This is a genomic window from Achromobacter sp. K91 (assembly GCF_003576205.1).
In the GTDB taxonomy this organism is placed as follows: Bacteria; Pseudomonadota; Gammaproteobacteria; order Burkholderiales; family Burkholderiaceae_B; genus Achromobacter; species Achromobacter aegrifaciens.
This window is the reverse complement of record NZ_QWFB01000020.1, coordinates 1-26,612: the sequence shown is the minus strand read 5'-3', so window position 1 is coordinate 26,612 and position 26,612 is coordinate 1. Positions and strand designations below refer to the sequence as shown.

Annotated in this window: 27 protein-coding genes; 15 read left to right on the top strand and 12 right to left on the bottom strand. The window is 64.6% G+C overall.

The genetic code is table 11. The features are described 5' to 3' along the window. Positions 1–40 precede the first annotated feature (40 nt). The 3 genes from DXK93_RS05195 to DXK93_RS05185 are packed head-to-tail and all read right to left on the bottom strand — an operon-like array spanning position 41 to position 2,657. Positions 41–958, bottom strand: coding sequence for an SMP-30/gluconolactonase/LRE family protein (locus tag DXK93_RS05195; protein ID WP_119449542.1), 918 nt, complete (start codon positions 956–958; stop codon positions 41–43). Between the two features lie 11 nt (positions 959–969). After that, positions 970–1,296 carry a hypothetical protein gene (locus tag DXK93_RS05190; protein WP_054451251.1) on the bottom strand — a complete coding sequence of 109 codons (327 nt, stop codon included), beginning with the start codon at positions 1,294–1,296 and terminating at the stop codon, positions 970–972. Between the two features lie 2 nt (positions 1,297–1,298). Further along, the gene (locus tag DXK93_RS05185; protein ID WP_119449541.1) at positions 1,299–2,657 is read right to left on the bottom strand and encodes an acyclic terpene utilization AtuA family protein; all 1,359 of its coding nucleotides are present in this window, start codon (positions 2,655–2,657) and stop codon (positions 1,299–1,301) included. Between the two features lie 110 nt (positions 2,658–2,767). Between DXK93_RS05185 and DXK93_RS05180 the strand changes: the two genes are divergently transcribed. Continuing rightward, on the top strand, positions 2,768–3,661 hold the full coding sequence (locus DXK93_RS05180) for a LysR family transcriptional regulator (protein ID WP_054451249.1): 894 nt from the start codon (positions 2,768–2,770) through the stop codon (positions 3,659–3,661). Here DXK93_RS05180 and DXK93_RS05175 read toward each other — a convergent pair. Next, positions 3,658–4,353: a FadR/GntR family transcriptional regulator gene (locus DXK93_RS05175; protein ID WP_119449540.1), complete on the bottom strand. Its 696-nt coding sequence runs from the start codon at positions 4,351–4,353 to the stop codon at positions 3,658–3,660. The genes DXK93_RS05180 and DXK93_RS05175 overlap by 4 nt on opposite strands. Positions 4,354–4,621: 268 nt before the next feature. Between DXK93_RS05175 and DXK93_RS05170 the strand changes: the two genes are divergently transcribed. From DXK93_RS05170 to DXK93_RS05125, 10 genes are read left to right on the top strand one after another with little or no spacing between them, the layout of a single operon-like run. Beyond that, a complete protein-coding gene (locus tag DXK93_RS05170) occupies positions 4,622–5,749 on the top strand; it encodes a cupin domain-containing protein (RefSeq protein ID WP_054451247.1) in 1,128 nt (375 codons plus the stop codon). Between the two features lie 11 nt (positions 5,750–5,760). Further along, on the top strand, positions 5,761–6,897 hold the full coding sequence (locus DXK93_RS05165; protein WP_119449539.1) for an LVIVD repeat-containing protein: 1,137 nt from the start codon (positions 5,761–5,763) through the stop codon (positions 6,895–6,897). A 1-nt stretch (position 6,898) separates the two neighbouring features. Next, positions 6,899–7,276, top strand: a complete 378-nt coding sequence (locus tag DXK93_RS05160; protein WP_054451245.1) for a RidA family protein — start codon at positions 6,899–6,901, stop codon at positions 7,274–7,276. Between the two features lie 39 nt (positions 7,277–7,315). Continuing rightward, positions 7,316–7,918: a glutathione S-transferase family protein gene (locus tag DXK93_RS05155; RefSeq protein WP_119449538.1), complete on the top strand. Its 603-nt coding sequence runs from the start codon at positions 7,316–7,318 to the stop codon at positions 7,916–7,918. Positions 7,919–7,938: 20 nt separating this feature from the next. After that, entirely contained in the window at positions 7,939–8,742 is an 804-nt protein-coding gene (locus DXK93_RS05150) for an ABC transporter ATP-binding protein (RefSeq protein ID WP_225590541.1), read from the top strand. A gap of 14 nt (positions 8,743–8,756) precedes the next feature. Further along, complete coding sequence (locus tag DXK93_RS05145; protein WP_119449599.1) at positions 8,757–9,563, top strand: ABC transporter permease; 807 nt, start codon at positions 8,757–8,759, stop codon at positions 9,561–9,563. 23 nt (positions 9,564–9,586) lie between these two features. Beyond that, positions 9,587–10,600 (top strand): ABC transporter substrate-binding protein, encoded by a 1,014-nt coding sequence (locus DXK93_RS05140; protein WP_054451241.1) that lies wholly within the window; start codon positions 9,587–9,589, stop codon positions 10,598–10,600. Between the two features lie 9 nt (positions 10,601–10,609). Beyond that, entirely contained in the window at positions 10,610–12,106 is a 1,497-nt protein-coding gene (locus DXK93_RS05135; RefSeq protein ID WP_054451240.1) for an aldehyde dehydrogenase family protein, read from the top strand. Beyond that, entirely contained in the window at positions 12,103–13,716 is a 1,614-nt protein-coding gene (locus DXK93_RS05130; protein ID WP_119449537.1) for a GMC family oxidoreductase, read from the top strand. Before DXK93_RS05135 ends, DXK93_RS05130 begins: the two co-directional genes overlap by 4 nt. Then, positions 13,716–14,129: a hypothetical protein gene (locus tag DXK93_RS05125; protein ID WP_119449536.1), complete on the top strand. Its 414-nt coding sequence runs from the start codon at positions 13,716–13,718 to the stop codon at positions 14,127–14,129. Before DXK93_RS05130 ends, DXK93_RS05125 begins: the two co-directional genes overlap by 1 nt. Before the next feature lie 64 nt (positions 14,130–14,193). Here DXK93_RS05125 and DXK93_RS05120 read toward each other — a convergent pair whose 3' ends face one another. Further along, positions 14,194–16,989 carry an autotransporter outer membrane beta-barrel domain-containing protein gene (locus DXK93_RS05120; RefSeq protein ID WP_119449535.1) on the bottom strand — a complete coding sequence of 932 codons (2,796 nt, stop codon included), beginning with the start codon at positions 16,987–16,989 and terminating at the stop codon, positions 14,194–14,196. Between the two features lie 159 nt (positions 16,990–17,148). On the opposite strand from DXK93_RS05120, the gene DXK93_RS05115 reads away from it, so the two are divergent. Together DXK93_RS05115 and DXK93_RS32530 are read left to right on the top strand one after the other, a co-directional pair. Continuing rightward, complete coding sequence (locus DXK93_RS05115; protein ID WP_147400221.1) at positions 17,149–17,469, top strand: hypothetical protein; 321 nt, start codon at positions 17,149–17,151, stop codon at positions 17,467–17,469. Between the two features lie 255 nt (positions 17,470–17,724). Beyond that, positions 17,725–17,949 (top strand): CrpP-related protein, encoded by a 225-nt coding sequence (locus tag DXK93_RS32530; protein WP_119449533.1) that lies wholly within the window; start codon positions 17,725–17,727, stop codon positions 17,947–17,949. A gap of 89 nt (positions 17,950–18,038) precedes the next feature. Here the strand turns inward: DXK93_RS32530 and DXK93_RS05105 are convergent, their stop codons facing one another. After that, positions 18,039–18,899 carry a symmetrical bis(5'-nucleosyl)-tetraphosphatase gene (locus DXK93_RS05105; RefSeq protein ID WP_233564509.1) on the bottom strand — a complete coding sequence of 287 codons (861 nt, stop codon included), beginning with the start codon at positions 18,897–18,899 and terminating at the stop codon, positions 18,039–18,041. Between the two features lie 525 nt (positions 18,900–19,424). On the opposite strand from DXK93_RS05105, the gene DXK93_RS05100 reads away from it, so the two are divergent. Beyond that, positions 19,425–20,225 carry a DUF2243 domain-containing protein gene (locus DXK93_RS05100; protein ID WP_199728274.1) on the top strand — a complete coding sequence of 267 codons (801 nt, stop codon included), beginning with the start codon at positions 19,425–19,427 and terminating at the stop codon, positions 20,223–20,225. Between the two features lie 38 nt (positions 20,226–20,263). Next, entirely contained in the window at positions 20,264–20,509 is a 246-nt protein-coding gene (locus DXK93_RS05095) for a GntR family transcriptional regulator (RefSeq protein ID WP_119449597.1), read from the top strand. 49 nt (positions 20,510–20,558) lie between these two features. On the opposite strand, the gene DXK93_RS05090 is transcribed toward DXK93_RS05095, so the two are convergent. The 6 genes from DXK93_RS05090 to DXK93_RS05065 form a co-directional block, all read right to left on the bottom strand. Continuing rightward, positions 20,559–20,732 (bottom strand): DUF3606 domain-containing protein, encoded by a 174-nt coding sequence (locus tag DXK93_RS05090; RefSeq protein WP_119449531.1) that lies wholly within the window; start codon positions 20,730–20,732, stop codon positions 20,559–20,561. A 205-nt stretch (positions 20,733–20,937) separates the two neighbouring features. Further along, positions 20,938–21,177, bottom strand: a complete 240-nt coding sequence (locus DXK93_RS05085; RefSeq protein ID WP_119449530.1) for a hypothetical protein — start codon at positions 21,175–21,177, stop codon at positions 20,938–20,940. A 404-nt stretch (positions 21,178–21,581) separates the two neighbouring features. Then, entirely contained in the window at positions 21,582–23,078 is a 1,497-nt protein-coding gene (locus DXK93_RS05075; RefSeq protein ID WP_158598545.1) for a PepSY domain-containing protein, read from the bottom strand. Continuing rightward, positions 23,075–23,350: an iron transporter gene (locus DXK93_RS31795; RefSeq protein ID WP_147400220.1), complete on the bottom strand. Its 276-nt coding sequence runs from the start codon at positions 23,348–23,350 to the stop codon at positions 23,075–23,077. Before DXK93_RS31795 ends, DXK93_RS05075 begins: the two co-directional genes overlap by 4 nt. Next, positions 23,344–25,836, bottom strand: a complete 2,493-nt coding sequence (locus DXK93_RS05070; RefSeq protein WP_119449527.1) for a TonB-dependent siderophore receptor — start codon at positions 25,834–25,836, stop codon at positions 23,344–23,346. The genes DXK93_RS31795 and DXK93_RS05070 overlap by 7 nt, the downstream gene beginning before the upstream one ends. 86 nt (positions 25,837–25,922) lie before the next feature. Then, positions 25,923–26,591: a FecR family protein gene (locus DXK93_RS05065; protein WP_255423350.1), complete on the bottom strand. Its 669-nt coding sequence runs from the start codon at positions 26,589–26,591 to the stop codon at positions 25,923–25,925. Positions 26,592–26,612 lie beyond the last annotated feature (21 nt).

Sequence of the window (26,612 nt, the reverse complement as noted above, 5' to 3'; positions counted from 1 at the left end):
GATAGTGGTTTTTTTGCGAATCGTGTTCGAGGCGCGCGGCTCAGTCCCGGTGCGAGTACATCCGCTTGCCGGGATGCGGCAGCCGGGCGCGCAGGATGACGCCCTGCTCCGCTTCGGTGATGAACAAGGAGCGCCCGTCCTCGCCGCCGAAAGCGACGTTGGTGGTGCGCAGGCCCGCGCAGGAACGGATGCGGTAGAGGGGTTCGCCCAGCGGGCTGAACAGCCATACGGTGCCCGCCTGCGCGTGGACGATGGCCAGGTTGCCGGCCTCATCCAGGGCCATGCCATCCGGCCCGGCCGTGCTGCCCGATAGCTGGATGAAACGGCTGGCCTTCTTCATCTGGCCATCCGGCTCCAGCCGCAGGGCGTAGATGGCGTTGTCGTGCGTGATGGCCACGTAGAGCACGTTCTCGGCCCTGTTCATGACCAGGCCGTTGGGGCCCGCCAGGCCATCCATGATGAGGTCCACCGTCTTGCCGTCGGCGCGCAGGCGGAACACGCGGCCGGTGGGGTTTTCCAAGGCGCTTTCACCCTGATCGGTGAAGTACAGGTCGCCGTTGGAAGCGAAGAACAGATCGTTCAGTCCCTTCAAGCCTTCCCGCCGCACGTGCTGCAGGTAGGGCCGGATGCTGCGGGTCTCGGGATCCAGAAGCATCAGGCCGTGCAGATGGTCGGCAACGAAGATGCGGCCGTCGCGATGGATCTTCAGGCCGTTGGGTTCGCCTTCGTAGCTGACGATGACCTCGAAATTGCCTGCCGGATCCACGCGCAGGATGCGTCCATGCGCCAGGTCGACGCACCAGAGATTGCCCAAGCGATCGAAGGCGGGCCCCTCCAGAAAGGAGTGCATCTTCACATGGCGCGCGGCGAGCCAGGTCGAGGCCTGATCGGTCAGGTGCAGGGATTCGGGCAGCCGGGCGTAGACCTCGGTGCCCATGGGTTCAGCGGGAGGGTACATTGCTGTTCCTTTCAGGATTGCGATGGGCTGGCCGGAAGCTCGATTCCCAGCATCAACGAACTGAGCGACTTGCCATGGGGATCCAGGCGCAGCGAGCGCGTGACGCCGCCGGACAGTACGTCCGGGATGACAAAGTTCAGCGCCCTCAGGCTTTCGACCTCGTAGCGCCTCACCTTTCCTGCTCCCAGATGGGCAAAGGCCTGCTCGACGCGCTCGGCGGTAAGCGCCTGGCGCAGCAGGCGCCAGGCGTCCTCGTCGTAGGCAATGACGGCGATGCTCGAGGTATTGCCCTTGTCGCCAGCGCGCGCATGCGCAAGGTCATGAACCAGAATGCTCATGGTCAGGCTCCCACCGTAATGACTTCGGGCGTGACCCAGTCGCGCGGAATCAACAGGGCGTCCACGGCTATGACTTCCTTGGCGCCCAGGTTGACGGGACCGCCTGCGCCATAAGGTCCCTGCATGTTCAGTTGCCGCACGTGATCCCCCAACAAGTGCGCGCTCTTTTTGTCGGGACAGCGGGCCGACACGCGCAACCGGACTTCGTAGGGGTGGCCGGCGACGGCCTGCGGATGATCGCCATGCAGGCTGCTCACGCCGATCAGATCGACCTGGATCTCGCTGGCCGCGCCGCCGTCGAGCCGGAACCGCTCTTTCACCGTGTCGGCCGCCAGCCGCGCCCGCGCGATCGCGTTCACGCCTGCATAGGCGACCTCGCCAGTGCCTATCCAGCCATCGAAGTAGCCGACCACGACCTTGTAGCTATCGGTGCGCGGCGCGGCGCGTATGCCGCGCACGGCCACGCGGTCCGCGTGCTGCTCTTCAAAATGCAGGCCTTCCAGGCTCAACACGCAATCTGGCGTGATGTAGGCCGAGGGATCATGGATTTCGTATAGCGCCTGCTCGGTACAGGTCATGCGGTCGAGGCGGCCGCCCGAGCCGGCGGGCTTGCCTATGTACAGTTCGCCGTCGCTGTAAAGATCGGCATAGGGATAAGCCAGTTCGGCCAGGCGGGGCACGTCTTTCTTTCCCGGGTCGGCGAAATAGCCGCCGGTGATCTGCGCGGAACACTCCAGCAGGTGGCCCATGATGGTGCCCGCCGCCAGCTTGGGCAGGTCCTCGTAGCTCCAGCCGTGATGATGCAGGGCAACGCCCAGAAACAGCGAGGGATCGGCGACCCGGCCCGTCAACACCACGTGCGCGCCGGTGGCCAGCGCATCGCGGACCACATCGGCGCCCAGGTAGGCATTTGCCGAGGCCAGCTGGGGCAGGATCGCCTCCAGCGGCAGATCGCGATCCAGCAGGCGCAGTTCAGGATGCAGGCGCACGCGCTCGGCCACGTCGTCGCCGACTACGGCGGCGCACTTGAGCTCCTGCCATCCCAAGGCGTGTCCTATGTCCAGCGCGGCCTGCGCGGCGCCGGCCGGATTGGCCGCGCCCATGTTGGACACCAGCCGTACACCTTTCTCCCGGCACGCCGGCAGGAAGGCACGCATGCGCTCCTCCAGCATCGGGTTGTAGCCATGAGCGCCGTCATGCTTGCGTGACAGCGTTTCGCGCGCAATGGTCCGTTCGGCCAGGCATTCGCACACCAGGTAATCGATATCGCAGTCTTCCAGCAGCGGCATGGCCGGACCGATGCGGTCGTCCGCCATGCCGGCCCCTACGCCGATGCGCAGCCGCTTGCGCGGTTCATTCATGTCTGTCTCCGTCCGTATTGCTACTTTGCGGCCTAGTATGCTGCGGCCAGCCTGATCTGAAAATTGATATATTTATATCTTCGTAATAATCCAAACGCATCACGCAGGCCATGACCCTGACCATTTCCGAATTGGAGGCGGTGCTGTTGGTGGCGGAAACGCTCAACTTCCGCATGGCCGCCGAACGCGTGCCGATTTCGCAGCCGGCGCTCAGCCGGCGCGTACAGGCGGCGGAACAGAAGCTCGGCGCCAGGCTGTTCGACCGTGACAAGCATGGCGTGGCGCTGACCTCCGCTGGCGCGGAACTGGTGCCTATTGCGATGCGGATGCTGTCGGAGTTCCGCGACTCGCTTAGCGATCTGTCCGAATTCATCGCGGGCCGTCGCGGCAGCATCAACATCTGGGCCCTTCCCTCCGTCGCCTCCGCACTGCTGCCCGCGGCGACGCGCACTTTCCAGAAGTCGCACCCGCAGGTACGCCTGAACATCCACGCGGTTTCCGCGCGCCAGATCACGCAGGCCGTATCGGAAGGCAATGCCGACATCGGCATCTCCATCGAGATCCCCGACCAGCCGGCCAGCGTGCAATTCACGCAACTGCTGAAAGAGAACTTCGTGCTGATCTGCCCTATCGGCGACCCGCTGGCGCAACGCAAGCGCGTGGATTGGAGCGTTTTTGCCGACCGGCCTTACGTTGCGAGCGGGCCCGCCAGCAGCATCCGCCAGGTCACCGACCAGATCCTGGCAGCCTCCGGCCGGCTGCCGGAAATGAACTACGTGTCCGACAATATTTCGGTAGTAGGCGCAATGGTGGCTGCCGGCGTGGGCATAGCGGCAGTGCCGCAACTGGCCCTGCGCCTGATGGATACCACGCGCCTGTGCAGCGTGGCGCTGCACTCGCCCGCCGCGTCACGGAACATCGGCATCTTGCTCAAGCGCCAACGATCCCTGTCGGCGGCGGCGCAACGCTTCCTGGACACCTTGCGGCAGACGGATCCGGGTTAGGAGCGCGACGCCAGCGGGCTCTGCCCCCCGGTTCCGACCGGGTTCAAACGATCCGCGATCTCGCGCTGCACACGCCACAGATGGACGCGCATGCTTTGCTCGGCCGCATCCGGCGATCGACTCGCAATGGCTTCCGCGATTGCGCGGTGTTCCTGGTCACGCATCTGTATGCGCTCTCGCGTGGTTTGCGTCGTGGCGGGAATATGCAGGCGCTGGTCCGCGCCGACGTGGCGCAAGAACGCATAGAGACTTGCAGCCAGTTGGTTCCCGGAGCTGTCCGCCAGCAATTTGTGGAATGCGATATCCCCGGTCGAGCGCGCTACCCCTGACGGCGTTGTGGCGGCTTCCAGGATTTTGGCGATCTGCACCGGCGAGGCCCGGATTGCGGCCAATCGCGCGATTGCCGGCTCCAGCACCATACGCAGTTCGATCACCTCGAGCGCATTCGTCTCCTGGACCACGACATCGCCTTTGAGAATGGGCGGATCGTTGCGGCGGATGACGGGCCGCGGCAACTCCGATGCCTCGCGCATCTTGTCCAGGGCAAGGCGCAAACGATGACGGTTGACGTCCAGTTGCCCGGCGAGAACCCGCTCGGAAGGTAGTTCTTCTCCTTTGCCCAACAGCGCTCGGATCTGCGTAATCAGCCTGCGTATGTCATTGGAAACCTCGGGTTGGCGGGTGCGTGCCATTGTTCCCTCGCGTCATGTTTTCGCAACCATCTTAGATTTGAAAATGGTTGATTCGCAATAAAAATAAACAACCGGTTGAGAATTTTGATAAACGGATTATTTTCCATAATCCATTGTTTTATATGTGTTTTTTATTATTCAAAAGCCCAACAATCCGAGCGCTTAGGGGTTTTCCATATCGAACCACAAATACCGTTTACACAACCATTGGTTGTTATTAGATTTGTTCCGCCATGTGGTTAATCAATAACTTTCAAGGGGAACATGTATGCACGGAACCCGTCCCGTCAGCGGCACTCGCGAAGCGGATTTGTTGGCCATGTATGAGCAGATCGAGCGGAGATCCATGTTTCCGTTCTGGGCCCGCGAGAACGAGGCGCACGACGACATCAAACAACTCGTCAGCGGCCCCAAGGCCGTGCCCTTCCGCTGGTCGTACAAAGAGGACATCCAGCCCCTGCTTGCCGAATCGGCGCGGCTGATCTCGACCGAAAACACCGACCGGCGCTCGTTGATCCTGGTCAATCCGGGCCTGGCCCCTCGCCGCGCGACGGTGTCGACCCTCTACACCGCGTACCGTCAGAACGATCCGAACGAGATCATGCCTCCGCACTCGCACACCGCGAGCGCCATCCGCTTTGGCCTGACGGGCCAGCAGAACTTTACCGGCGTGGAGGGTGAAGACATCACTTTCCTGCCTGGCGACATGGTGCTCACGCCGCGCGACACCTGGCACAACCATGGCAATCTCGGCAACGAGCCCGCCATCAACCTATCAGTGCTTGACTACCCGCTGGTCGAAAACCTCAACGCGCTGAGCTTCAAACACGACTACCAGGAGAACGGCGAAATCGTGCGCAAGCAGAGCGCCCGCTTCCAAACCGAGTATTCGCGCACAGTCTATGGCGTGGGAGGCCTGACACCCCGCTTTGTCGACCATCGGCGCGGCGGCGGCGACTCATCGCCCATGTTCGTGTATCGCTACGACGCCATGCGAGAGCTGCTCTACCGCTTCCGGGACTGGGACGAATCTCCGCACGAAGGCTTGCTCGTTGAATATACGCATCCGTTGCGGGGCGGCCCGGTGTACCGCACGATGACCTTTTTCATGCAGATGGTCCGCCCCGGAGAGCGGACTCTGCCGCTGAAGCAGACGGCCAATCTCCTGGTCGCTCCGTTTTCCGGACAAGGCGCGATGACGATCGGCGAAGAGAGCTTCCCGCTCGAGCCCTTCGATACCGTGGCCGTGCCCAGCGACACCTGGGTCCAATACCGCAATGACCACACCGAACCATTGATCCTCTTCATCGCCAGCGACGAGCCGGCACTGCGCGCAATGGGGCTTTTCCATCAGTGGGGCCGCACCGCGCAGGGCGATCTCATTGAGTTGGTCTGAGGAGACCGGTCTTGGCTAAAGCTTGGAATACCTCGTTGGTGGCTCATGTGGACTGCGAGGGCGGCGGGCAGGTCTGGGTGGAAGGGAACACGATGTTCGTGTCCCATATGCGGCCGCCCTATGGCACCTCCATCTATGACGTGGCGGATCCCCGGCGGCCTCGGCTGCTGGCCTCGCTCGAGGTGCCGATGGGTTGGCATTCGCACAAGGTGCGCGCGAAGGACGGCCTGATGATCGTCAACTACGAGAAGTTCCGTGTTGGCGCGGACGACTTCGGCGGCGGACTGGGCATCTACGATGTGAGCCGTCCGGACCGGCCCCGCCTCATCAAGCACTGGAAGACGGGGACGGATGGCGGAGGCGTGCATCGCTACGACTTCGATGGCCGCTATGCCTACATTTCGCCCACGGCCCCCGGCTTCGTCGGCAACATCGTGAAGATCCTGGACCTGCAGGAACCGTCGCGTCCCGAAGAAGTGGGAAGCTGGTGGATTCCAGGCCAGAACATGCAGGCCGGCGAACATTATCCGTGGGACAACTATGTTCCGCCTCGCTGCCATCACCCGCTACGCATGGGAAATCGGCTGTACGTGTCCTACTGGCACCACGGCATGTTCATCCTGGACATCGAGGACCTGTCTCGCCCCAAGCTGGTATCGCAATTCAACACGGGGCCGGCGCATCCCCATCCGACACACACGGCCCTGCCGATACCCATGCTGCTGAAAGGCCGGCAGATCCTGGTCGTCGCCGATGAAGACGTCGCCAAGCTGCGTCCTTCCCCACCGGCCTTTACCTGGCTGTTCGACATCACCGATGAACGCCAGCCCATTCCCGTCTCGACGTTCCAGGTCGATGGCGTCGACCCGGACGGCACTCCCAAAGAGCCTATGTCGGGCTGTCACCAGCCCGCAGAGCGCTTCACGGGCAGCGTCCTGCCCTTTGCCTGGTTCGCGCGCGGCTTGCGCCTGGTCGACATCAGCGACCCTTTCAGACCCAGAGAAGTCGGCTACTACGAGCCCGACACGCCGGCCGGGTTCGAGCGGGTCTCATCGAACGACGTCACGACCGACTCGCGCGGCCTGCTCTATCTGCTGGACAGGCAGCGCGGGCTGGACATCATCGAAAGCTCTGTCTACGGAAACTGAAATGGCATATCTACAACAAGCCTTCGGCAAGAAGAATCCCAACCTTCCCTTCCATCCGGCCGTGCGTGCGGGCGACTTCGTCTTCGTGTCCGGGCAGGTCGCCAAGGACGAGAACGGCGTCATGCAGGAAGGGACCATCGAACAGCTGACACGCAGCACTATCGAAGCCATGCGCCGCGCCTTGCAAAGCGCGGGCTGCGACCTGGCGGACGTCGTCAAGGTCACGACTTACCTGGAAGACGCGCGCGACTTCGGCCGCTACAACGGCGTCTTCAAGGAGTACTTCCCGGACGGCATGCTGGCGCGCACCACGGTGGAGGCGCGCGCCGTCATCGACACCAAGATCGAGATCGAATGCATGGCCTACAAGCCGCTTTGACCACAAACACACGACAAACACACTCAAGGGAGTTGCATCATGTTGGAAGTTCTTGGCCGCGCCACGTCCGGCAATGTTCAGAAAGTGCTGTTCCTGCTCGAGGAGCTGAAGGTCCCTTACCTGCGCAAGGACTACGGCAAGACGTTCGAAGGAACGACGCTCACCGGGGAATACAAGGCCATCAACCCCACGCAGAAGGTGCCGACGCTGCGCGACGGCGACCTCCATATCTGGGAATCGCACACGATCCTGCGTTACATCGCCAACACGCACGAAGCCGAAACCCTGTATCCCGCCAATCCGGCGGCCCGCAGCCAGGTCGAGCGCTGGATGGACTGGACTTTGGCATCGCTGAACGTCGCATACCTGGCGGGTTTCAAGGAAGCCAAGCTGCCTCCCGAAGAGCTGACCGAGGCTGCGACCAAACTGCTGGCCGCGGAGCTATCACTGCTCGATGGCCACCTCGCAGGCAAGACCTGGGTGGCGGGCGACAAGATTTCCCTGGCCGATATCTGCCTGGCTCCGCTGGTCCGGCGCTGCCTGAAGTTCCCGCATGCCAAACCCGAATTGCCCAACCTGAAGGCATGGATGAAACGGATCGAGGACAGGCCGGCCTTTGTCACGGCCGTCGCGGCCGGTTGAGGTCGGCCATGGAGACCGGCATGCACAAACCGCCAGACGACTCCCAGATCCGCGCGCGCGGACTGACTGTCGACTTCGACACCCGCGCCGGACGCGTGCGGGTGCTCAACGACATTGACGTGGACATCGCGAAGGGATCCTTCACCTCCATCATAGGCCCGTCCGGCTGCGGCAAGAGCACCCTGTTGAAAGTCTTTGCCGGATTGGTGCCGCCCACCGGCGGCGACGTCCGCGTGGCCGGCGTGCCCCCCACGGAAGCTGTGCGCCAGCGCCGCGTGGGCATGGTCTTCCAGGAAGCCGCGCTCATGCCCTGGCGCACGGCGCTCGAGAATGTCTGCTCGCTGATGCACCTGGTGCATGCCCGGCCCAGGCAGGAAATTCTCCAGCGCGGCCGCGAAATGCTGCGGCTGGTCGGGCTGGAGTATGCGGCCGACCGCTATCCCAAGCAGCTGTCCGGCGGCATGCGCCAACGGGTTTCCATCGCGCGGGCCTTGGCCCTGGATCCCGAGGTACTGATGATGGACGAACCGTTCGGCGCGTTGGACGCCATCACTCGCGAAACCATGAGCGACTTCTTGCTGGACATCTGGGAGCGCACCGGCAAGACCATTGTCTTCGTCACCCATTCCATCGACGAAGCCGTTTACCTCTCGGACCGGGTCTATGTCATGGCCACCAACCCCGCTCGCATCGTCGACTGCCTGCCGGTCGCGCTGCCGGGCCCGCGCAGCGAGGCCACGTTCGCCAAGCCCGAGTTTCACGAGAAGTCGTATCAGCTTCGCCAACTGCTCAAGACCGGCCACGCCCAGGGGAGCACATCATGACGGCGGGTAGCACCATGAAAGCCAAAGCGCAGTCGCAAGTCCCTGTCGTTCCCCGGTTGCCGGGAAAGATCCGTCACGCGCTCGGTTCGGCCACGCCCAGCATCGTGCTCGTGCTGATCATCCTGGCCGCCTGGGAGGCCTGTGTCCGCATTCTGCAAGTGCCCGCGTTTGTCGTACCCGCGCCGACGGACATCGCGGCCGTTCTGGCGGAACGGCAGGCGGAACTCTTCCAGGCCTCGCTCGTCACGGGCGCAGAGATCCTGTACGGCTTCCTGTATTCGTGCGTCGTGGGCATCGCGATTGCGCTCCTGGTCGACCGCTATGCCTGGTTCGGCCGCGCGAGCTATCCGCTGATCGTGCTGTTCCAGAACGTGCCGAAGATCGCCCTGGCGCCGCTGCTGATTCTCTGGTTCGGGTACGACCTGCTCCCGAAGATCGCCCTGATCGTGATCATGGCCTTCTTCCCGGTCACGCTCAACATGTTGGTCGGCCTGCGGTCGGCGGATGCCAACCTGGTCGCGCTGCTCAGGTCCATCGGCGCGACGCCCAACCAGATACTGCGCCAGGTGAAGATCCCCGCTTCGCTACCCGCTCTGATGGCGGGGATGAAGGTGGCCATCACGCTGAGCGTCATCGGGGCGATCGTAGGGGAATTCGTAGGCGCTTCGGCCGGACTGGGCTACATGATCCAGTTCGCATCCAGCCAGATGGAAACAGCGTTGGTATTCGCCGCCCTGGTCCAGATTTCGGTGCTCGGCGTCTTTTTCTACTACGTCATCGAATTGATCGAACACAGGTTTTTGGGTTGGGCCACTCACTAAATCGAATCAACAAGGGGAAAAACATGAGATCGAGTTGGAGATTCAGCGCGCTCTTCGGAGTGCTGGCACTGTTCAGCGGCGCCGTCCACGCCAAGGACGCAGTCACCGTGCAACTGGACTGGGTCGTGCGCGGCAATCATGCGCCCTTCTTCGTCGCCAAGGAGAAAGGCTACTTCGCAGACCAGGGCATCGATGTGACGGCGATCCGCAAGGGAACCGGCTCCACCGACGCGCTGCGGCTGGTGGCCAACGGGAACGCCGACTTCGGCTTCTCCGACCTGCCTACCCTGATGGTCGGGAGATCGCAGGGCGTGGCCAACTCGGCGCTGCTGGCCGTCAACCAGAAGACGCCGCTGGCAATCATATCGCTGAAGAAAAACTTCGACCTGCAGAACGCCAAGCAACTGAAGGACGCCAACATTGGCGTGCATCCCAGCGGTTCGACCTACATCTTCCTGAAGGCCGCGCTGGCCAAGAACGGCCTGGCGCTCGCCGACATCAAGCAGTCGACGGTGTCGCCGCCCTACGAAAACCTGTTGCTGCTGAACCGCGTGAACGTGGTACCGGGCTATATCGACGCCGAGGTTCCCGAACTGGAACACAAGGCAGGAGGGCCGGGCTCCCTGTCCATCCTGCACGGCGAGGATCTGGGCATCCAGAGCTACGGCTCGGGCGTCTTCACGTCGGACAAGAATATTGCTCAGCGTCCGGATCTCGTGCAGAGGTTCGTGACGGCCTACGCCAAGGCCTTTGCCGACGTGATCCAGAACCCGGAGGCGGCCGCCGACACGCTGATCAAGAACAACCCCGAGTACAAGGGCAAGAAAGACATGCTGGTGGCACAGTTGCGTGCAGATCTGGACTTTACGTTCTTCAGCGACCACACCCGGACGCACGGCATCGGCTGGATCGATCCGGCCCTGTGGCGCTCATCCGCGACGCTCTTCAAGGAGCAAGGCGCGCTGTCGCCTTCCTTCGACGACACCCAGGGCTTCGACACGCGCTTCCTTGAAAAAGCGCAAGCTCTGAAGCAGTGAGGCGACAACATGGCAGGAAAAACTCATAAGACCGCCTCGGGCGATGTCCAGCTGCCCGCCAACAACGGCGTCTACTATGGCGGCGGCTGGCACGCCCCCCTCAGCGAACGCTGGATCGACATCGCGGCGCCCGGAACGGGCGAACGGCTGATGGCCGTGGCTGATGCTGGCGCCGAAGACGTGGCGCGCGCGGCCGGCGCGGCGCGCGCCGGAGCCCTTGCATGGCGCCGTACGGCCCCGCTGGCCCGGGCCGCCATCTTGCGCAAGATGGCCCAGCGCTTGCGGGACAACGCAAGGGAGCTGGCGCTCCTGGATGCGTTGGACTGCGGCAATCCGGTATCCGAGATGGGTTCCGATGTCATGGTTGCCGCGGCGCTGCTGGATTTCTTCGCAGGCCTCGTGACGGAACTCAAGGGCGACACCATCCCGATGGGACACGACGCGCTGGACTACACCGAGCGGGAGCCCGTCGGCGTCGTGGCGCGCATCGTTGCGTACAACCATCCGCTGCTGTTCGCCATGGGCAAGCTGGCCGCCCCGCTGGCTGCGGGAAATGCAGTGATCATCAAGCCGCCGGTGCAGGCGCCCTTGTCTGCCTTGCGTTGTGCGGAACTGATCGGAGATCTCTTGCCTCCGGGCGTCTTTTCGCTGATCCCGGGCGGCGCCGACGCCGGGGCCGCGCTGGCCGCCAGCCCCGACGTCGACATGATCGGCCTGGTGGGCAGCATTCCCACCGGGCGCAGGGTGATGCAGGCCGCGGCGTCGCGGCTCAAGCCCGTGGCGCTGGAACTGGGCGGCAAGAACCCGTTTATCGCCTGCCCGGACGTCGACCCCGCGCTGGCGGCGCGCGCGATCGTCGATGGCATGAACTTCACGTGGTGCGGGCAATCTTGCGGGTCCACCAGCCGGGCCTTCGTGCACCGTTCCATCTATGACGAAGTCTGCGCCAAAGTGGCGCTGGCTTGCGCCGCGTTCGTGCCGGGAGACCCGACCGACCCCGCCACCACCATGGGCGCAATGATCAGCCGCGAACACCGCGACCGCGTCAAGCAGGCGATCGACGCCGCCGTGGCGCAAGGCGCCCGCCTGATCGCGGGCGGCGGCATTCCGCGCGCCGGCGTCCCCGCAGGCGGCTTCTATCTGGAACCGACCGTCTTTGCGGACGTGGCCGCCACCTCGCCATTGGCCACCGAGGAGTTCTTCGGTCCCGTGCTGGCGCTCATTCCGTGGGACGACGAGCAAGAGATGCTGGCAGCGGTGCACAGCCTGGACGTCGGCCTGACCGCCGCTATCTGGACGGCGGACCTTGCGCGCGCCCACAGGCTCGCCCGCGAAATCGATGCGGGATTCATCTGGATCAACGAAGTCGGCAAGCACTTTCTTGGCGCACCGTATGGCGGGGTCAAGCAATCAGGCATCGGCCGCGATGAGTGCATCGGCGAGATGATCTCGTTTACCCGGGAAAAGAATGTCCACATCAACTTCAGGCCAGTGAGCCCGACATGAAGGCGGAATACGACTACATCATCGTTGGCGCAGGCTCCGCAGGCTGCGTGCTGGCCAATCGTTTGAGCAAGGACCCGGCAGTCTCGGTGCTGGTCATCGAAGCGGGCCCCTGGGACCGAGACCCGCTCATCCACATCCCGCTGGGATGGGGCAAGATCCTGCAGCAACGCCTGCATGACTGGGGTTACGACGCCGAGCCTGCCCCGCACGCCGATGGCCGGGCTATCGAATGCGCGCGCGGCAAGGTTGTAGGCGGAAGTTCGTCGACCAATGCGATGGCGTTCGTGCGCGGCCATCCCAAGGATTACGCGCGCTGGGCGCGGCATTACGATCTGCCCGAGTGGCGCTTCGAGGAAGTCCTGCCCTACTTCCGCCGCCTGGAGGACTGGGAGGACGGACACTCCGGCGACCGTGGCGCGGGCGGCCCCTTGCGGGTGCAGCGCTGCCGCTACCAGGACCCGCTGCTCGACGCCTTCTCCACGGCCGCCCGCCAGGCCGGGCACCCCTGGCTCGACGACTACAACGCCTCGCCGGCAGGCGGCTTCTCGCGCCTGCAGATGTCGATCCGGCGCGGACGCCGATGCAGCGCCGCGACGGCCTACTTGCGCCCCGCGCTGCGGCGTCCCAACCTGACCGTGGTCACGTCGGCGCATGTTCTTGGCCTGGACTTCGACGGCAGCCGCGCAGTCGGCTTGCGTTTTACCAGACAGGGCCGCACCACGGCCGTCAGCGCTCGCCATGAGGTGATTCTTGCCGCAGGCGCCATCAACACGCCCGCGATCCTGATGCATTCAGGGATCGGCCCCGCTCAGACATTGCGCGATGCCGGCATACGCATCAGGCAGGAACGCGCCGGGGTAGGTGAAAACCTGCAGGACCATATCTCCGTCATCGTTACTGCACGCCGCCGCGAGCCGGGTCCATTTGTGCACGGCATGCGCCTGGACCGCATCGGCATCTCCATGGCGCGCGCCTATCTGGGCGGCGAGGGCTTTGCCGGCGACGTTCCAGGCGGCATAGTGGGATTTGTGCAGCCAGACGGCGGGGATACGCCGGACCTGCAGTTTCTCCTGACTGCCGCGCCGTTCAACGCTCATCCCTGGTTCAATCCGGTGCGCAAGCCTTTCGCCGACGGCTTTGCCGTCCGAACGGTGTTGCTGCACCCCCATAGCCGCGGCAAGATCACCGTCGCCAGTGCGGACCCGTTGGCGCCACCCCGGATCAACCAGAACTTTCTGGCGAGCGACGCAGACCGGGTCAGGGTACGCGAGTCGGTGCGTATCGCGCGGACCTTGCTGGACCAGCCCGCGCTTGGCGATTACGTCGCCACCGAGCTTGCGCCGGGCGGCGGCGTAATCGATGACGCCGCTATCGACGCATTCGTCCGCAAGACTGCCATCACGGTTCACCACCCCGGCGGCACGTGCAGGATGGGAGCCGAAAGCGACCCGATGGCAGTCGTCGACAGCCGTATGCGCTGCATCGGCGTTCCAGGCCTGCGCATCGTCGACGCCTCGGTCATGCCGGACCTGACCTCGGGCAACATCAACGCGCCCGTACTCATGCTGGCAGAGCGCGCCTCGGACTGGATACTGGAGGAGGCGCGCTGATGCGGCTTTCATTGCAACGTCATCGCTGTGTCAGCCTGCTGCCGCTGGCGCATACCGCCCACCAGCGGCTGGACGATTTCTTTTCCGTCGAGTACTGCAGCCGCGCCGATGAGCTTCCCGCCGACACGGCCGCGCTGATCGTCGGCGGTGCAAGCCTCTCATCGCTGCAAACAGGGCTGCCGGAGCGGATTCAGTCCGTGACCGTGGTGGGCAGCGATGCAGTGCCACCGCAGTTCGTGGAACAGATGAAGGCCAGGCGCGTACTGGTAACCTGGCCACGGGTCGCCGGCGCCGAAGACGAGCAAGAAGCGATGGAGATCTGTCACGACGTGATGGCGGCCTTTGGATTCGGCCGCATGGGGTCGCGGCCGCGCAACGTAGTCAACGATGTTTTGCTTTGCGATTGCTGTTGACTGCGTATTCCCGTGAAAGACCTGGCGCCGGCAGAAGGAGGTTCTGCCGGCGCCATCATCCACCTTAGAAAGTCATCCTGAAACCCGCGGTCGCGGTGACGACATGGCTGCCGGAGAAATCCGAGTCCGCGTCGATCTGGCCGTAGATCGCATAGCGTTCCCCCCAGCCGTAATTCACGCCCGCCCCCACGCTGCCCCAGGTTCGAGCCATGCGACTGGCGACCTGCGTGTCGGCCACGCGTACACGCGTTCCGTCCAGGAATTCATGTTTCACGTTGACGACGCCATAGACGCTGGACTCGCGCTTTACACCGGCCGTTTGCCAATTGCTCTTGTAATCCAGCGCAATGCCAAGGCGGCCCAGCAGGCTGTCGCCCTTGTCGCTTTCGACGCGCGCGCCGAATCTGTCGTTGAAGCGGTCGAAGCGGGTCGATACATATGTCAGCTGCGCCTGCGGAATCAGGGCGAACCCCTCGCTCAGACCGAACGCCTTGCCTGCCTCGATACCCAGCCCATAGCTCTGGGCCTTCTGGCCGCCTTTCAGTTTTCCTGCCAGCCGTGAATTGAGGTCGCTGTCGAACCAGGTCGCCTGAGCCTGGGCATCGATATAGACACCATTCTTGCCATACCAGGTCAAAGTTGGCGTCAGGCCATAGGCAGTGGTGTCGATGGTGCCGTCGCCATACACCGACGACACACGCGTGTCGGCCTTGCCGTAGTAAAAGGCCAGGCCGCCCACCAGACGGGAGCCCTCTTCCTGGCCCGCCAGGATACGGTCAACGCCGAATTGCGCTTTCCAGCTATCGATGTCCTGGCGCGCGCCCGTAGTCGACGCCGCGGGATCGAGCCGGCCCGTCGAGCCCTCCACGCGGCTCCATACGCCGTTGCGGCCGGCGTCCGCCGGATCATAGAGGCGATTGCCGACCCGCTGGCGCAGGGTAGGCAGCTGGCTCAGGTGTAGCAGCGTATTGGCATAGGCCTCATAGACCGGCACGCCGGGCTGATAGAGCAAGGGCGGCTCGGCGCCCGGCGTACCGCCGCCGGGCGAGGGTGTGCCAGGATCGGTCGGCGTAGTGCCCGGGTCCGTCGGGGTAGTGCCTGGATCCGTCGGGGTAGTGCCGGGATCCGTGGGAGTGGTGCCGGGATTGGTCAGGGACGACCGCAAGTACCAGCCGCCGTCGGCCGAATCCTGTTGCAGCACATAGCCATAGGCGCCGGCCACCAAGGCCGGACGCCCCCCGATGACGTAATCGCCATTGGCCAGATCGAATCTTCCCGCCGACAGGCCATGGACCTGCACCACCTGGATGCCGCGTTGCGTCTGCGCGCCGGCGCCTCCCATGTTCTTCACCGTGACCGGTGTGGTGCCAGCGCTGTTGCCCGTGATCACCAGCTTGTCCGTCGGCGAATCATCGGCGCCAAGCTGCGTGCGAATTTCCAGATTGCCGCCCTGCGCCGCATAGTCGCCCGCGATCGTGAGGGTGCCGAAACCACTGCGCGGACCCGGTGCGATCGTGCCGCGGTTGACCGTTGCGCCTACGCGTCCCGTGCCGGTCAGCCGTGCTGCCACAAGCACATTCACCGGGCCGCCCAGGACGCCATCCACCTGCAGCGTCCCAGCTTGAATGTCAGTGGTTCCCGTGAACGCCGCGCTATTGCCTGACAGAGTCAGCGTACCGGCGCCCTGCTTGTTCAAGCGCGACGTCCCCGAGAACGCGGTAGAAACGCCCACGTCGTGGCCGTTCGTATCAAACCAGGCGCCACCGCTGCCCACGGCCTGCGTGGCGAAACCGTTCAGGAAATTACCCTCGTCACGATTGGCCCGCAGGATGCCGCCGTCCAGGTTGAACGTGGCGTTGCCCGCGCCCTTGATGACCGAGCCGGTCTCAAGCACGCCGCGGCCGCTGGCATCGCCGGTCAGGTTGAGCGTGCCGGTGGCGGTTGGGACAACGGTAAGCCAAGTATCGCTGGCGGCAATGGCCAGCCCCCCCTTCTCGACGTTCAACGTTCCCGCGCCTGCCGAGCCGATTTCGATGCGGTCGCTTGCCGCGAGCGTCGAAGTGTGAGCCGTCGCGCTCGATACGACCACCGTGCCGACGCCGTCCACGTCGTGCCCGATGTAAACCGTCGCCGCGGAGCTTGGCCCGGAGGGGCCAACCGTACGAACGGCGGCGCCATCCAGGACGGCTAGGTCGCCAGTTCCATTGGCGCCCACATAGATATTGTTCTGCGGATTCCATACCGTTTCCCAGCCGGATACCGTCACACTCCCCTGGCTGCCGGAGGCCCAGCCAATAACCCCCTGACCGCTATGCACGGCGCCGCCATCGTCGATCTGCAACGTGCCCTGGCCGCCCTGGCCGATCATCAACGCGCTGGCTGTGGAGAGATCCCAGGTTGACCCCTTCCCGGAAACGAAAACGTTTCCGACGCTGCCAGAGTCAAAGCCGATGATGCCTGAGTCGCTTTGCGCCATGCCCCCGCCCAGAATTCTCAGCGTGCCGCTGCTGCCGGATTCGACTCCGACTGCCACCGGGCCACTGCTGCTCCAGATGGACGCCGTGCCACTGCCGTCACGGCCCGACACCGTCACGGAACCCACAACTCCGCTGGCGTATCCAATGTACGCGGCGTCATTGGTCACGGAACCGCCGGCATCGATAGTCAACGCTCCGGAGAGGGAGTCGCCGACGGCCAGAACGTCACCAACATCCCAATGGGGCGTCTGGGGCGATCCGGGCGTAATCTGGCCAGAACCGGAAACCGATTGGGCATTCGCGGGATCGGCGAGGCTCACCGCGTACAAGACCACGACGGCCGGCTTCAACCATTCCGTGCGTAGGCAACTCCTGGCGACCATAAGAAATCCTTTTTAAGCAGATGCAATCTCCTAGCGATACGACATGCGCCCCCGTTTTTTGAATAGGTGCTTTCCCTAGTTCCGCAGGTAGCCGCAACGGGGCCGCACTGTGTGAACGGCGGGGTGAAATATACTGTGTTTTTATACAGTATATTTAGCATGTCAGCGGATCTCAAATGCGCAGTCCGGCGCACCCATAACCGTGGCGTCCTCCGGCCCGACGGCGACCCTGGCCAGACTTGGGTGGGCACAGTCCGCATGTTTTCGGTCATGCATCCCGGGCTGCGGCGCCAAGTCCAGATCATGACCATGAAGCCGCTCCATGGATATGCTCCAGCCCCGCCGGTCTGCATTCCCGATTTGATCGAACCACAACTGCTCACATTCAGCTCTGACCGCGGCATGATGGTGGTGGGTTTCGAGGAACTCGACGGCCACCGGTATTACCAAGGATGGTGGATGCAATGGATCGGGGAGTGAGCATCCCGGTCCGAAAGTCGACCTGCGACCATGCTTCTGGCGTCGATACACCATTGCGCGCGCCCAAGCGCGGCGCCTCGCCCTGCAGCAAGATCCGAAAAGCCTCCTTCCCATCCAGGCCTGAGGAAAGCGCCGTTGAGGGGTCGCGAGTCCTCTGAGACCCCTCCCCTTATTTCAGCCAGTAAAAGGACTCGACATTCGGAGAGACGATGATCACGCTGATGGCGTAGGTATTTCTACCAGAGGAGGCGTGAGATGAATGATTCCGTACACAGCGCTGGTCGAGATGCTGCTCGGCACGGCGTACCTCTTTCGGCCTGCCCTTACTTGCAGGCCGCCAACATGCCTGGTCATACCGGCGAAGCGCCCCGCGCCTGGAGCGAAAAATTGAGCGCCTGGGAAGCCGGTTGGCACGATGAAACTACGGCGCGAATGGCTCTGCTGGCGCGACGAAAAAGACAACGGGCGGATCAGGGCTGATATCTGTGGAATTGTGTATCGGCACGTCAGCCTGCCGCAGGAAGCATACATAAGCATGTCCACGTCGATTGCGGATAGTCCCCCTGCGCCTATGCGGGCGCGTCGGCATGCTGGCAGGCGACCTGAAGCAGTTTCCGGTCGCTCAGCCGCAAGGCGGTAAGGCACCCGCCGGTGACGCAACCCGTATCCAGGCATGCGACATCCGCACGTACCATCAGTCCCAGGGCCGCCCAATGCCCGAACAAGATCGATGCTTCCACGGGGATCCGGCGCGGCACATCGAACCATGGCACAGCGTCACTGGACCGGCCCCTTGAAGCTGGCTTGGAGGCATGGATCAGCTTCCCGCTTGGACTGCAAAAGCGCATTCGGGTGAATGCGTCGACGATGAATTTCACGCGGCGCGCCCCCTTCAGCCGGCTATGCCATCCTCCCGCGGCGCGCCCATCGAACAAGTGCATCAGCCTTCGCCACTGGTCATCCGCAAGCAACGCCTCTACTTCGCCTGCCAGGGCCTGCGCCTGGGCAACGCTCCATCGAGGATATATGCCCGCATGAGTGAGCACATAGCCGGCCTCGACGTACATCAGCGGACGGAGTCTGAGCCAGTTGAACAGAACGTCCGCATCGGCGGCATTGATCAGGTCGTCCAGTCTGTCGTGCTTGTTGGGCCTTGTACATCCCGCGGCAATGGACAATGCCCGCACATCGTGATTTCCCAGTACGACCGTGGCCCGGTCGCCCAACGCCATGATCCGGCGCACCGTTGCGGCTGACTGCGGGCCGCGATTGACCAGGTCGCCCACGAACCAGAGCCTGCATGCAGGGTCGTTAGCGATCTCCGGATGAGACAACAGCGCATCCAGCGAAGCACAACATCCATGGACGTCGCCTACCGCCCAGATCGCGGGCGCATTGTCTGGGTCGGCCGTGCTGACGCCGCGCGTGATTTCGGCCAGGCCCGGACCTGCCTCGCTCCCAGTATGACCCGCAGGACTCGAAGCCTCCTGCCCGGGCATTTGCGCACGTACACATCTCCGGTCCATGATTCCTGCCCTGGATGGCCCACAGCGCCTTGATGAAACCTTTCCCCAGGCGATTTCAGCGTCGCTCGCCGGCACACGGCAGGGGAACAAAGCACTGCAGTACCGCCGTTCCCGCAAGCCGCGTGCCGACCCTTCTGAACGTACGGGCCTGGCGATAAATGCTGATAGCGACAAGGCCTGAAGTGCGCGCGGCTTTGTCGAAGCGTCAATATTGCGCACCTGGAGGAAATTTTTCCTTCGCGATACTCGTCCGCAAGCTCATGCCAGGCGCGGTGCGGCCTGTGGCTTGTTGCCACGCCGGACCGGGCACGGCACTTGCCGGCCTCAGCCATACCGGACTCGCCCGGGCACTGTCCCGCGTGGACCAGAGCAGCCGGCGACGCGCCCCGTCATCCGAAAAGCACTCGTGCCGACGACCAGGAGCAGAGTATGAATATCCCCTCCCCGCACGTCATACCCGACCGTCGCATGCGTCGCGCTGGAGTCCTGTTGGGCTTTGCCATGGGTGGCTTCTTCGACGGGATCCTGTTGCATCAGATCCTGCAATGGCACCATCTACTGTCCGCAGTCCATACCGGCGCTCTCGCCGATCTGCGTTTCCAGGTGACGGTCGACGGGTGGTTCCATGCGCTCATGTACGCACTTGCGGCGGCCGGTCTGTGGACTCTGTATCGGCTCCGGAGCGCGCCTGGCGCATCCCTGCGCCTCATAGCGCCGCCATTCTGGATGGGGTTCGGGGGCTGGCATATTCTCGATGCAGTGTTTTCGCACTGGATTACAGGCATCCACCGCATCCGCATGAATTCGGACATCCCCTTGTTCTGGGACGTGGCGTGGCTGGCGGTCTTCGGACTGATACCTTTTTTCCTGGGCTGGAGCCGTCGTTCCACAGGCGGCGAGCCACCGACACAGCGAGGTCCGGTTTCCCTCGCGCTGCTGGCCGCCGCCCTGGTTGCCGCGGGCGCCGCCAACATTTTTCCCCTTCGAGGAGACAATGACACGACGGTCGTGACGATGCGCCCCGACGCGTCGGCCGCGGGGTTGCTTAAAGCCTTGGACGGTACCGATGCCCGCATCGTCTGGACTGACCGCGCTGGCGGCGTGTGGGTGGTACAGGGCCTGTCGTTACCGGCAGGCCTCGCCCTATACAGGTCCGGCGCGCTGTATGTCAGCGGAACGGCCTCGCCCGCAGGCTGCGCGGCGTGGCTGCGGCCAGCCGGCGGGGCGTAAACGATGGCCCCGGCTTGTTCGAGCTTCCGGAGCTTGGCATGAATACAAGCTTCCCCAATCCGCTCCTGCGCTACAGCATCGTGGAAACGGCCCTGGTACGTGAAATCGCCGCGGGACGGTGGCCCCCGGGGACGAGGATTCCGGGCGAGAACGCGTTGATCCGACAATTCAACGTAAGCCGAAGCACGGTACGCAGAGCCGTACAGCACCTGGCCCATCGAGGCCTGGTTACGGTGCACCGAGGCAAAGGCACGTATGTCGTGGCCGCGGCGGCACCTGCTTGAGAGCTAGGCGCTGCCCGCGGAACCTACGCCCTCGTCTACTCCACAGCCCCTACTTGTTCAAATAGCGCTTTATGGCCGAAACCGACACCCCGACCACCGCGATCGCCTCGCGGATCTCCGTCTCGGTTGTGCCCAGTCTTTCCATCCAGTAGGCCAGATCACGTTGCTCGTTCACGTTGACCCACCACCTTTCACTTGGCGTTAACACATTGGAATTTTCCATGATCGCGACCCCGCAAGCGGTTCGATGAAGTCTTTTGCGTACCAGCAGTGCCTGCCCGGCACGCTGGCAAAGAGCGGCGCAATCTCGACCTCACGCCGCAAGGGCCCAAAGCGGGATGGCCCATCGCCCATCCAGGGATCGAGCGGCAAGTCCTCTGCAAGTTTCATGCCTGATCCGTGTGCATTGAGGCGCTTGGCGTACGTCCTCAGACTTGCTGGCTGCGCTGGGCAATTTCCGCGTCAGCGCGCTGACCATGCTCGTGCGGCCTCCCGCCTGCCGACTTTGTAATGGCGGCCTTTGACAAAACAAGTGTCGATGCGTGTTGCGCAGCCAGCGGCGCAGGCTCGACCCGCAGCTCGGAACGGGCCAGCCATTCCAGTTCCATGGAGATGACGGCCAAGGTGCCCGTCACGCAGACGAACGCCATGAGCAGGCTGAACTTCATGCCCGACCAGCTATGTGTCAGAGGCTACAGTTTCCGCCTGGAAGCAGCGGCCGTGGTCGACGCCGGACAGGCCGGTTTAGGAACGGCATTCATTCTCGCGCTCGATATTTAAACGCCCTCCCGGACGGATGGGGCCCATATCGAGTACGCCGAACCAGATCGGAAAAGATGCCAGGTAAAACCGCACGTCATCCTCAGGCGCCAACGGCGGCGGCAGGTCCGGTCGCCCAGTGGCTCTCCCTCGTTGATCTCGATGCTGGGGCAAAAGGTATCCAGGGGCAGGTTGTTGGGCAGGCAGTCGTTACCCTCCTGCCGCAGCCCCTCCAGCGAAGCCATCACCTGCTCGCCTTCGGCCGCATGGCTTGCAAGCGGTTCAGGTCCGCTTGCAAGCCATGCGGCCGATCTTACTCCCGGCGCTTGCTGGCGCGATGCGCCATGTAGCCGAAGACGCAGGCGGCGGCGATGCTTGCCACCCAGACCGCAAGATGCAGCGGCCGTGCCCAAGCCGACCTCAGGCTCGCGTCGAACGCCATCGCCAGCAGATCCACAAGCGCCACGGCCAGCCACAGCAGCGCCGCCGTCCGCCATTGCTCCGTCCATAGACGGCGCTCGCCTCGCACCAAGGCATGCACGCCGCAAACCATCCATGCCAGAAAGAAAGCCGTCACCTCGCGTTCATGCAACCCCGCCGCATGTGGCCAGGCCAGGCGATTGGCCAGCAGGTACGCGGCGCAGGCGCACGTCGGGCCGCAGATCATCGCCACATTCAACCGGTGCGCAGCGCGGCCGAAGCGGGAGGCGGCCGCCGCCGGCCGCGCCGTGTACAGGACCAGTCCCGTCGCGATCATGGCGGCGCCTGACAGGGCCAGCAGGAAGTACAGCGCGCGCAGCAGCGGCGCGGCGTAGTAGCCATAGTGCAGCCCTCCGAGCGTCCGGATCAGTTGCAAGGATCCAGGATAGGCGGTTTGCGCATCGACGACCCGGCCCGTCGCCGCATCCAGGCTGACGCGGTCGGGAAAGGCCAGCAGGCGGTCATCGTACCGGCGCCAGACATCCGCAAGCGCGCCTTGAGTGCCAGGCTGCCTGACCGTGATCGCGGCGATCTTGCCCGCGCCCAGTTCCGCCTCGGCGCGCTGCGCCAGGGCGGCCAGCGGCAGCATTGCGCTCGCACCGCTGCGCGGCGAACTGGCCGGCGGCTGCGGAAACACGTCCGCCACCATCGCCGCCACGTCGCCGCCATAGCGGCTTTGCACGCCTGCGGGCAGATAGCCCAGCAACAGCGTGCTCAAGGCGGTGAGCAGGATCATGCAATGAAACGGCAGCGGCAGCACCGACAGGACGTTGTGCGCATCGAGCCACGCGCGGCCGGGCGAAGCACGCGGCCTGAACAGGAAGAAATCCGCGAAGAAGCGCCGGTGCACAATGACGCCGGAAACCAGCGCCGCCAGCAGCGCCAGGGTACAGGCGCCGACCACCCAGATGCCGGCCTGGCCAGCATGCAGGCTGTAGTGGAACTCGACCAGGAAGTCGCCGCCCTCGGTGTCACGCGGCACGATCTCGCGCCCGCTGGCCGGATCGAGCAGCACGGCGCCGCCGCCCTTTTCATCCTCCCATGACAGCCCCAGCGGGGAACGGCGCGCATCCGGCAGCTCGATGCGCCAGGAAGCCGCCGCCGCGGCATTGCGCGCCAGCCAGTCTTGCGCGCGCTCCAGGGTTGACGGCTGGTCCGCTCGACCAGCCGCGGAACTCTCCGGCTTCATCCAGAGGCTGATTTCAGGCGCGTAGACACTGAGCGCGCCCGTCAGGAACACTGCAAACGCCAGCCAGCCGAACAACAGGCCGACCCAGGTATGCAGCCAGGCCATGCGCTGGCGCAGGCTTCCTTCCGGATAGGCGTTCATGCCGCCGCTCCCCACGCCATGGCCCGGCAGCCCGCGCAGCCTGCGGCAATGATCAGCCACACGCGGCCCACGCTGCGGGCCGCGAAAGCCCATATCGCGAGGCCCACGTGCGCGGGAATGGCGGCCAAGGCCGGATAGAGGATGGCGTCGGCAGGCGGCAGCGGCAGTCGCGCCGCCGCTGCCACAGCGGCCCAAACCAGCGCATACGCGCCCAGCGTGGCCGCGCCCGCGCGCGCCGTCACGCCGCGCCAATTGCCGTGCGGCCTCACCATGCGTACCGCAGCGTGGCCAACACCAGCCGCCCGGCGCCGTAGGTGCACGACGTGGTGGTCACGCAAGTGCCCACATACGTGCGGTCGAACAGGTTGCTGGCGTTCAGCGACAGCGTCATGCCCCGCATCGCGGGCTGCATCCGGCCCAGGTCGTAGGACAGGGCGGCATCGACCAGCGTCACCGCCGGAATGCGCAAGGTGTTGGCCGCATCGCCCCAGTCGGCGCCGATGTAGCGCACGCCCGCTCCCAGTCCCAGACCCTGCAGCGGCCCCTCCTGCACCTTGTATGCCAGCCATGCCGCGGCCTGGTGCGCCGGCGCGTAGTACTGCTTCTTGCCCTGCCGCGACTGCGGCGCGCCATCGACGATGTCGACGTTGGAACTCTTGGTCACCACGGCGTCGACGTAGGAGTACGAGGCGATCACATCCCAGCCGCGCGCGAGGCTGGCCTTGCCTTCCAGTTCGATCCCGCGCGAGCGAACCTCGCCCGCCTGCAGCTGGAAGCCCGGCGGACGGCCCGGCGTGGTATCGCTGGTCAGCACGTTGGTTTGCGTCAATTGATAGGCCGACAGCGTCACCATGCTGTCGCTGCCCGGCGGCTGGTACTTCAATCCCGCCTCGATCTGCCGGCCCTTGGTCGGCTGGAAGGGGTTGCTCTCGTAGTCGGTGCCGCCCGTGGGCGCGAAGGACGTCGAGTACGCCACATAAGGCGCCAGGCCGCTTTCCAGCATGTAGGTCAGGCCCGCCCTGCCGGTAAAGGCCGAATCGTTCTGCGCGACCTTGCCGGACGTCAGCAGATTGCGGGTCGTGCTGCGCGCCATGTCGTAGCGGCCGCCCAGCGTCAGCAGCCAGTTGCCGTACGAGATCTGGTCCTGCGCGTAGACGCCGGACTGTTCGGTGCGCTGGCGCGAATCGATGCGGGGAATCAGGTCCGAGATGCCCGGCCGGGGCCGCCCATACACCGGATCGTAGAGGTCCAGCGGCGGCACGCCGGCGATGACGTTGGCGAACTGGTAGGTGTCGCGCATGTCCAGATAGTCGAAGCCAGCCAGGAACTCGTGCCCGACCTGGCCGGTATTGAAGCGCGCGACGGCCTGGGTATCCACGTTCAGCGTCGCCCCGGTGCCCTTGCCCTGCGACATTGAACGCGACCAGGTGCGCATGTCCACCGGATTGAGCATGTAGCCCACGGTGGTGCGCGCCTCGCCCCGCATGTGGCTGTAGCGCAATTGCTGCCTGACGGTCCAGGTGTCGTTGAACTGGTGCGAAAACAGATAGCCCGCCGAGTACTGCTCCCGGTCATAGGTATCCCAGCCGGGTTCGCCGGTATAGCGGTCGCGGGGAATGCGGCCGTTGGGATTGGAGTAAAGCGTGCCTGCCGCCGGCAGATTGCCGTACATGGGCACCTGGTGGTCCTTTTGATAGAAGCCCAGCAAGGTCAGCGAGGTGGCCGCCGACGGCCGCCACGTCAATGCCGGAGCGACGAAGGTCCGGTCCTCTTCCGAGTAATGGGCGGACTGGGCCGCATCGCGCTGCAATGCGACCAGGCGATAGCTCCACTGTCCGTCCTGGTCCATCGGGCCGCTCAAATCGGCGGTAGCCTGGATCCGGCCATAGCTCCCGGTCTGCAACTCGATCTCGCGCTGGGGCGCCGGCGTCGGCAGCTTGCTGACCATATTGATGAGGCCGCCGGGCGTATTCTGGCCGTACAGCACCGAGGACGGCCCTTTCAGCACCTCCACCCGCTCCAGCCCGTAGGGCTCGATCTGCAGCATGCCGAAGCTGTATGCGCCAAATGGCAGCCGGGCGCCGTCCAGGTTGTTGCGCGCGGCGTGGCCGCCGCGCAGGTAGATGTTGTCGTAGCGCAGATCGGCGCTGCCGCCCGGCGAATAGGCGCCCGGCGTGTAGGCCAGCGCCTCGACGATGCTGCGCGCGCCTCGCATCGTTATCTCGTCGCGCGTGACCACGTTCACCGTCTGCGGGATCTCCAGGATGGGCGTGTCGGTCTTGGTGCCGCTGGCGCTGCGCTGCGCCACGATGCCGGCTACGGGTCCGTAGGCCGACTCGTCCGTGCCCTCCACCCGCACCGCCGGCAGCACTGCCGCCGGCTCGTTGGGCACGCGCCTCAGCGTGTAGACATTGGCGCCATCGCGCCGCGCCGCCAACGGCGTGCCCGCCAGCAATTTGGCCAGCCCCGCCTCGACTGTCCATGCGCCTTGCAGCCCGGCCGTGCGCAAGCCTTCGGCCAGCGCCGGGTCGAACGAAAGATTGATGCGAGCCACCCCGGCGAAGGCCGACAGCGCCGGTCCCAGCGGGCCCGCCGGAATGTCGAACCGTGCCTGGACGGCTGCGCCGGACGTATTCGCAGCCGGCTGCGCGTGGATGGCCGGCGCCGCTGCCACCAGTGCCGCGCAGAGCGCGCCAGCGGCGGCGCGGCGGTTCGTGCGGCAAGCTGACCTGGCCGCGTTGTTCTTGCTTGAAAGCATGCTGATCCCGACGAAGTACGAGCGAAGGTGCTATATGGACTTGTCGGACGAAGCGAAAAAAGGGGCCAAAAATCCGCGCGCCACCGTCAGGCCGGCACCACGCTGACCCAGTAGCGGCTGCGCGAAACCACCCGCACCGGCAGGCTGCGCGACACCGCCAGCAGCACCGCATCGGTGTCATCCACCTGGAACCCGCCCGAGATGCGCAGATCGGCCACCGCCGGATCGCAGCGCAACAGGCCCGGGCGATAGCGCGCCAGCTCCTTCAGGAAGTCGGCCAGCCTCATGTCGTCCGCATAAAGCACGCCATCCAGCCAGGCTTGCGGCGGATGGACATAGGCGCGAGGCGCCAGGACTTCACGGTCCGAAAACTCGGCGCATTGCCCTGCCGCCAGCACGACGCCCGCCGCCGCCGCACGCGGCTGCAGCCGCACCTGCCCTTCGATCACCGCGACCCGGCTGCGCGCATCCAGTTGCCGCACGCCGAAGTACGTGCCCAAGGCCTGCACGCTGCCTTCGGCGGTGCGCACCCGCAGCGGCCGAGGGTCCGGCGGCGCCGCATGGGCCGAACGCAGCAGGATTTCGCCCTCCCGCAGCAGCACCAGACGTTGTTCCGCCGAATAGTCCAGGTCCACCGCCGAAGCGGTATTGAGCGCCAGCACGCTGCCGTCCGGCAGCTGGAACTGCCGGCGTTCGCCACTGCTGGTGGCGTAGTCCGCCGTCCAGCTTTGCCAGGGCGCCGTGCGCCATGCCAGCCCTGTCTCTTATACACATCT

Coding starts and splice junctions, on each gene's coding strand:
- DXK93_RS05195 (WP_119449542.1), bottom strand. CDS start 958: ATGTACCCTCCCGCTGAACCCATGGGCACCGAGGTCTACGCCCGGCTG.
- DXK93_RS05190 (WP_054451251.1), bottom strand. CDS start 1,296: ATGAGCATTCTGGTTCATGACCTTGCGCATGCGCGCGCTGGCGACAAG.
- DXK93_RS05185 (WP_119449541.1), bottom strand. CDS start 2,657: ATGAATGAACCGCGCAAGCGGCTGCGCATCGGCGTAGGGGCCGGCATG.
- DXK93_RS05180 (WP_054451249.1), top strand. CDS start 2,768: ATGACCCTGACCATTTCCGAATTGGAGGCGGTGCTGTTGGTGGCGGAA.
- DXK93_RS05175 (WP_119449540.1), bottom strand. CDS start 4,353: ATGGCACGCACCCGCCAACCCGAGGTTTCCAATGACATACGCAGGCTG.
- DXK93_RS05170 (WP_054451247.1), top strand. CDS start 4,622: ATGCACGGAACCCGTCCCGTCAGCGGCACTCGCGAAGCGGATTTGTTG.
- DXK93_RS05160 (WP_054451245.1), top strand. CDS start 6,899: ATGGCATATCTACAACAAGCCTTCGGCAAGAAGAATCCCAACCTTCCC.
- DXK93_RS05155 (WP_119449538.1), top strand. CDS start 7,316: ATGTTGGAAGTTCTTGGCCGCGCCACGTCCGGCAATGTTCAGAAAGTG.
- DXK93_RS05150 (WP_225590541.1), top strand. CDS start 7,939: ATGCACAAACCGCCAGACGACTCCCAGATCCGCGCGCGCGGACTGACT.
- DXK93_RS05145 (WP_119449599.1), top strand. CDS start 8,757: ATGAAAGCCAAAGCGCAGTCGCAAGTCCCTGTCGTTCCCCGGTTGCCG.
- DXK93_RS05140 (WP_054451241.1), top strand. CDS start 9,587: ATGAGATCGAGTTGGAGATTCAGCGCGCTCTTCGGAGTGCTGGCACTG.
- DXK93_RS05135 (WP_054451240.1), top strand. CDS start 10,610: ATGGCAGGAAAAACTCATAAGACCGCCTCGGGCGATGTCCAGCTGCCC.
- DXK93_RS05130 (WP_119449537.1), top strand. CDS start 12,103: ATGAAGGCGGAATACGACTACATCATCGTTGGCGCAGGCTCCGCAGGC.
- DXK93_RS05125 (WP_119449536.1), top strand. CDS start 13,716: ATGCGGCTTTCATTGCAACGTCATCGCTGTGTCAGCCTGCTGCCGCTG.
- DXK93_RS05120 (WP_119449535.1), bottom strand. CDS start 16,989: ATGGTCGCCAGGAGTTGCCTACGCACGGAATGGTTGAAGCCGGCCGTC.
- DXK93_RS05115 (WP_147400221.1), top strand. CDS start 17,149: ATGTCAGCGGATCTCAAATGCGCAGTCCGGCGCACCCATAACCGTGGC.
- DXK93_RS32530 (WP_119449533.1), top strand. CDS start 17,725: ATGAATGATTCCGTACACAGCGCTGGTCGAGATGCTGCTCGGCACGGC.
- DXK93_RS05100 (WP_199728274.1), top strand. CDS start 19,425: ATGAATATCCCCTCCCCGCACGTCATACCCGACCGTCGCATGCGTCGC.
- DXK93_RS05095 (WP_119449597.1), top strand. CDS start 20,264: ATGAATACAAGCTTCCCCAATCCGCTCCTGCGCTACAGCATCGTGGAA.
- DXK93_RS05090 (WP_119449531.1), bottom strand. CDS start 20,732: ATGGAAAATTCCAATGTGTTAACGCCAAGTGAAAGGTGGTGGGTCAAC.
- DXK93_RS05085 (WP_119449530.1), bottom strand. CDS start 21,177: ATGAAGTTCAGCCTGCTCATGGCGTTCGTCTGCGTGACGGGCACCTTG.
- DXK93_RS05075 (WP_158598545.1), bottom strand. CDS start 23,078: ATGAACGCCTATCCGGAAGGAAGCCTGCGCCAGCGCATGGCCTGGCTG.
- DXK93_RS31795 (WP_147400220.1), bottom strand. CDS start 23,350: ATGGTGAGGCCGCACGGCAATTGGCGCGGCGTGACGGCGCGCGCGGGC.
- DXK93_RS05070 (WP_119449527.1), bottom strand. CDS start 25,836: ATGCTTTCAAGCAAGAACAACGCGGCCAGGTCAGCTTGCCGCACGAAC.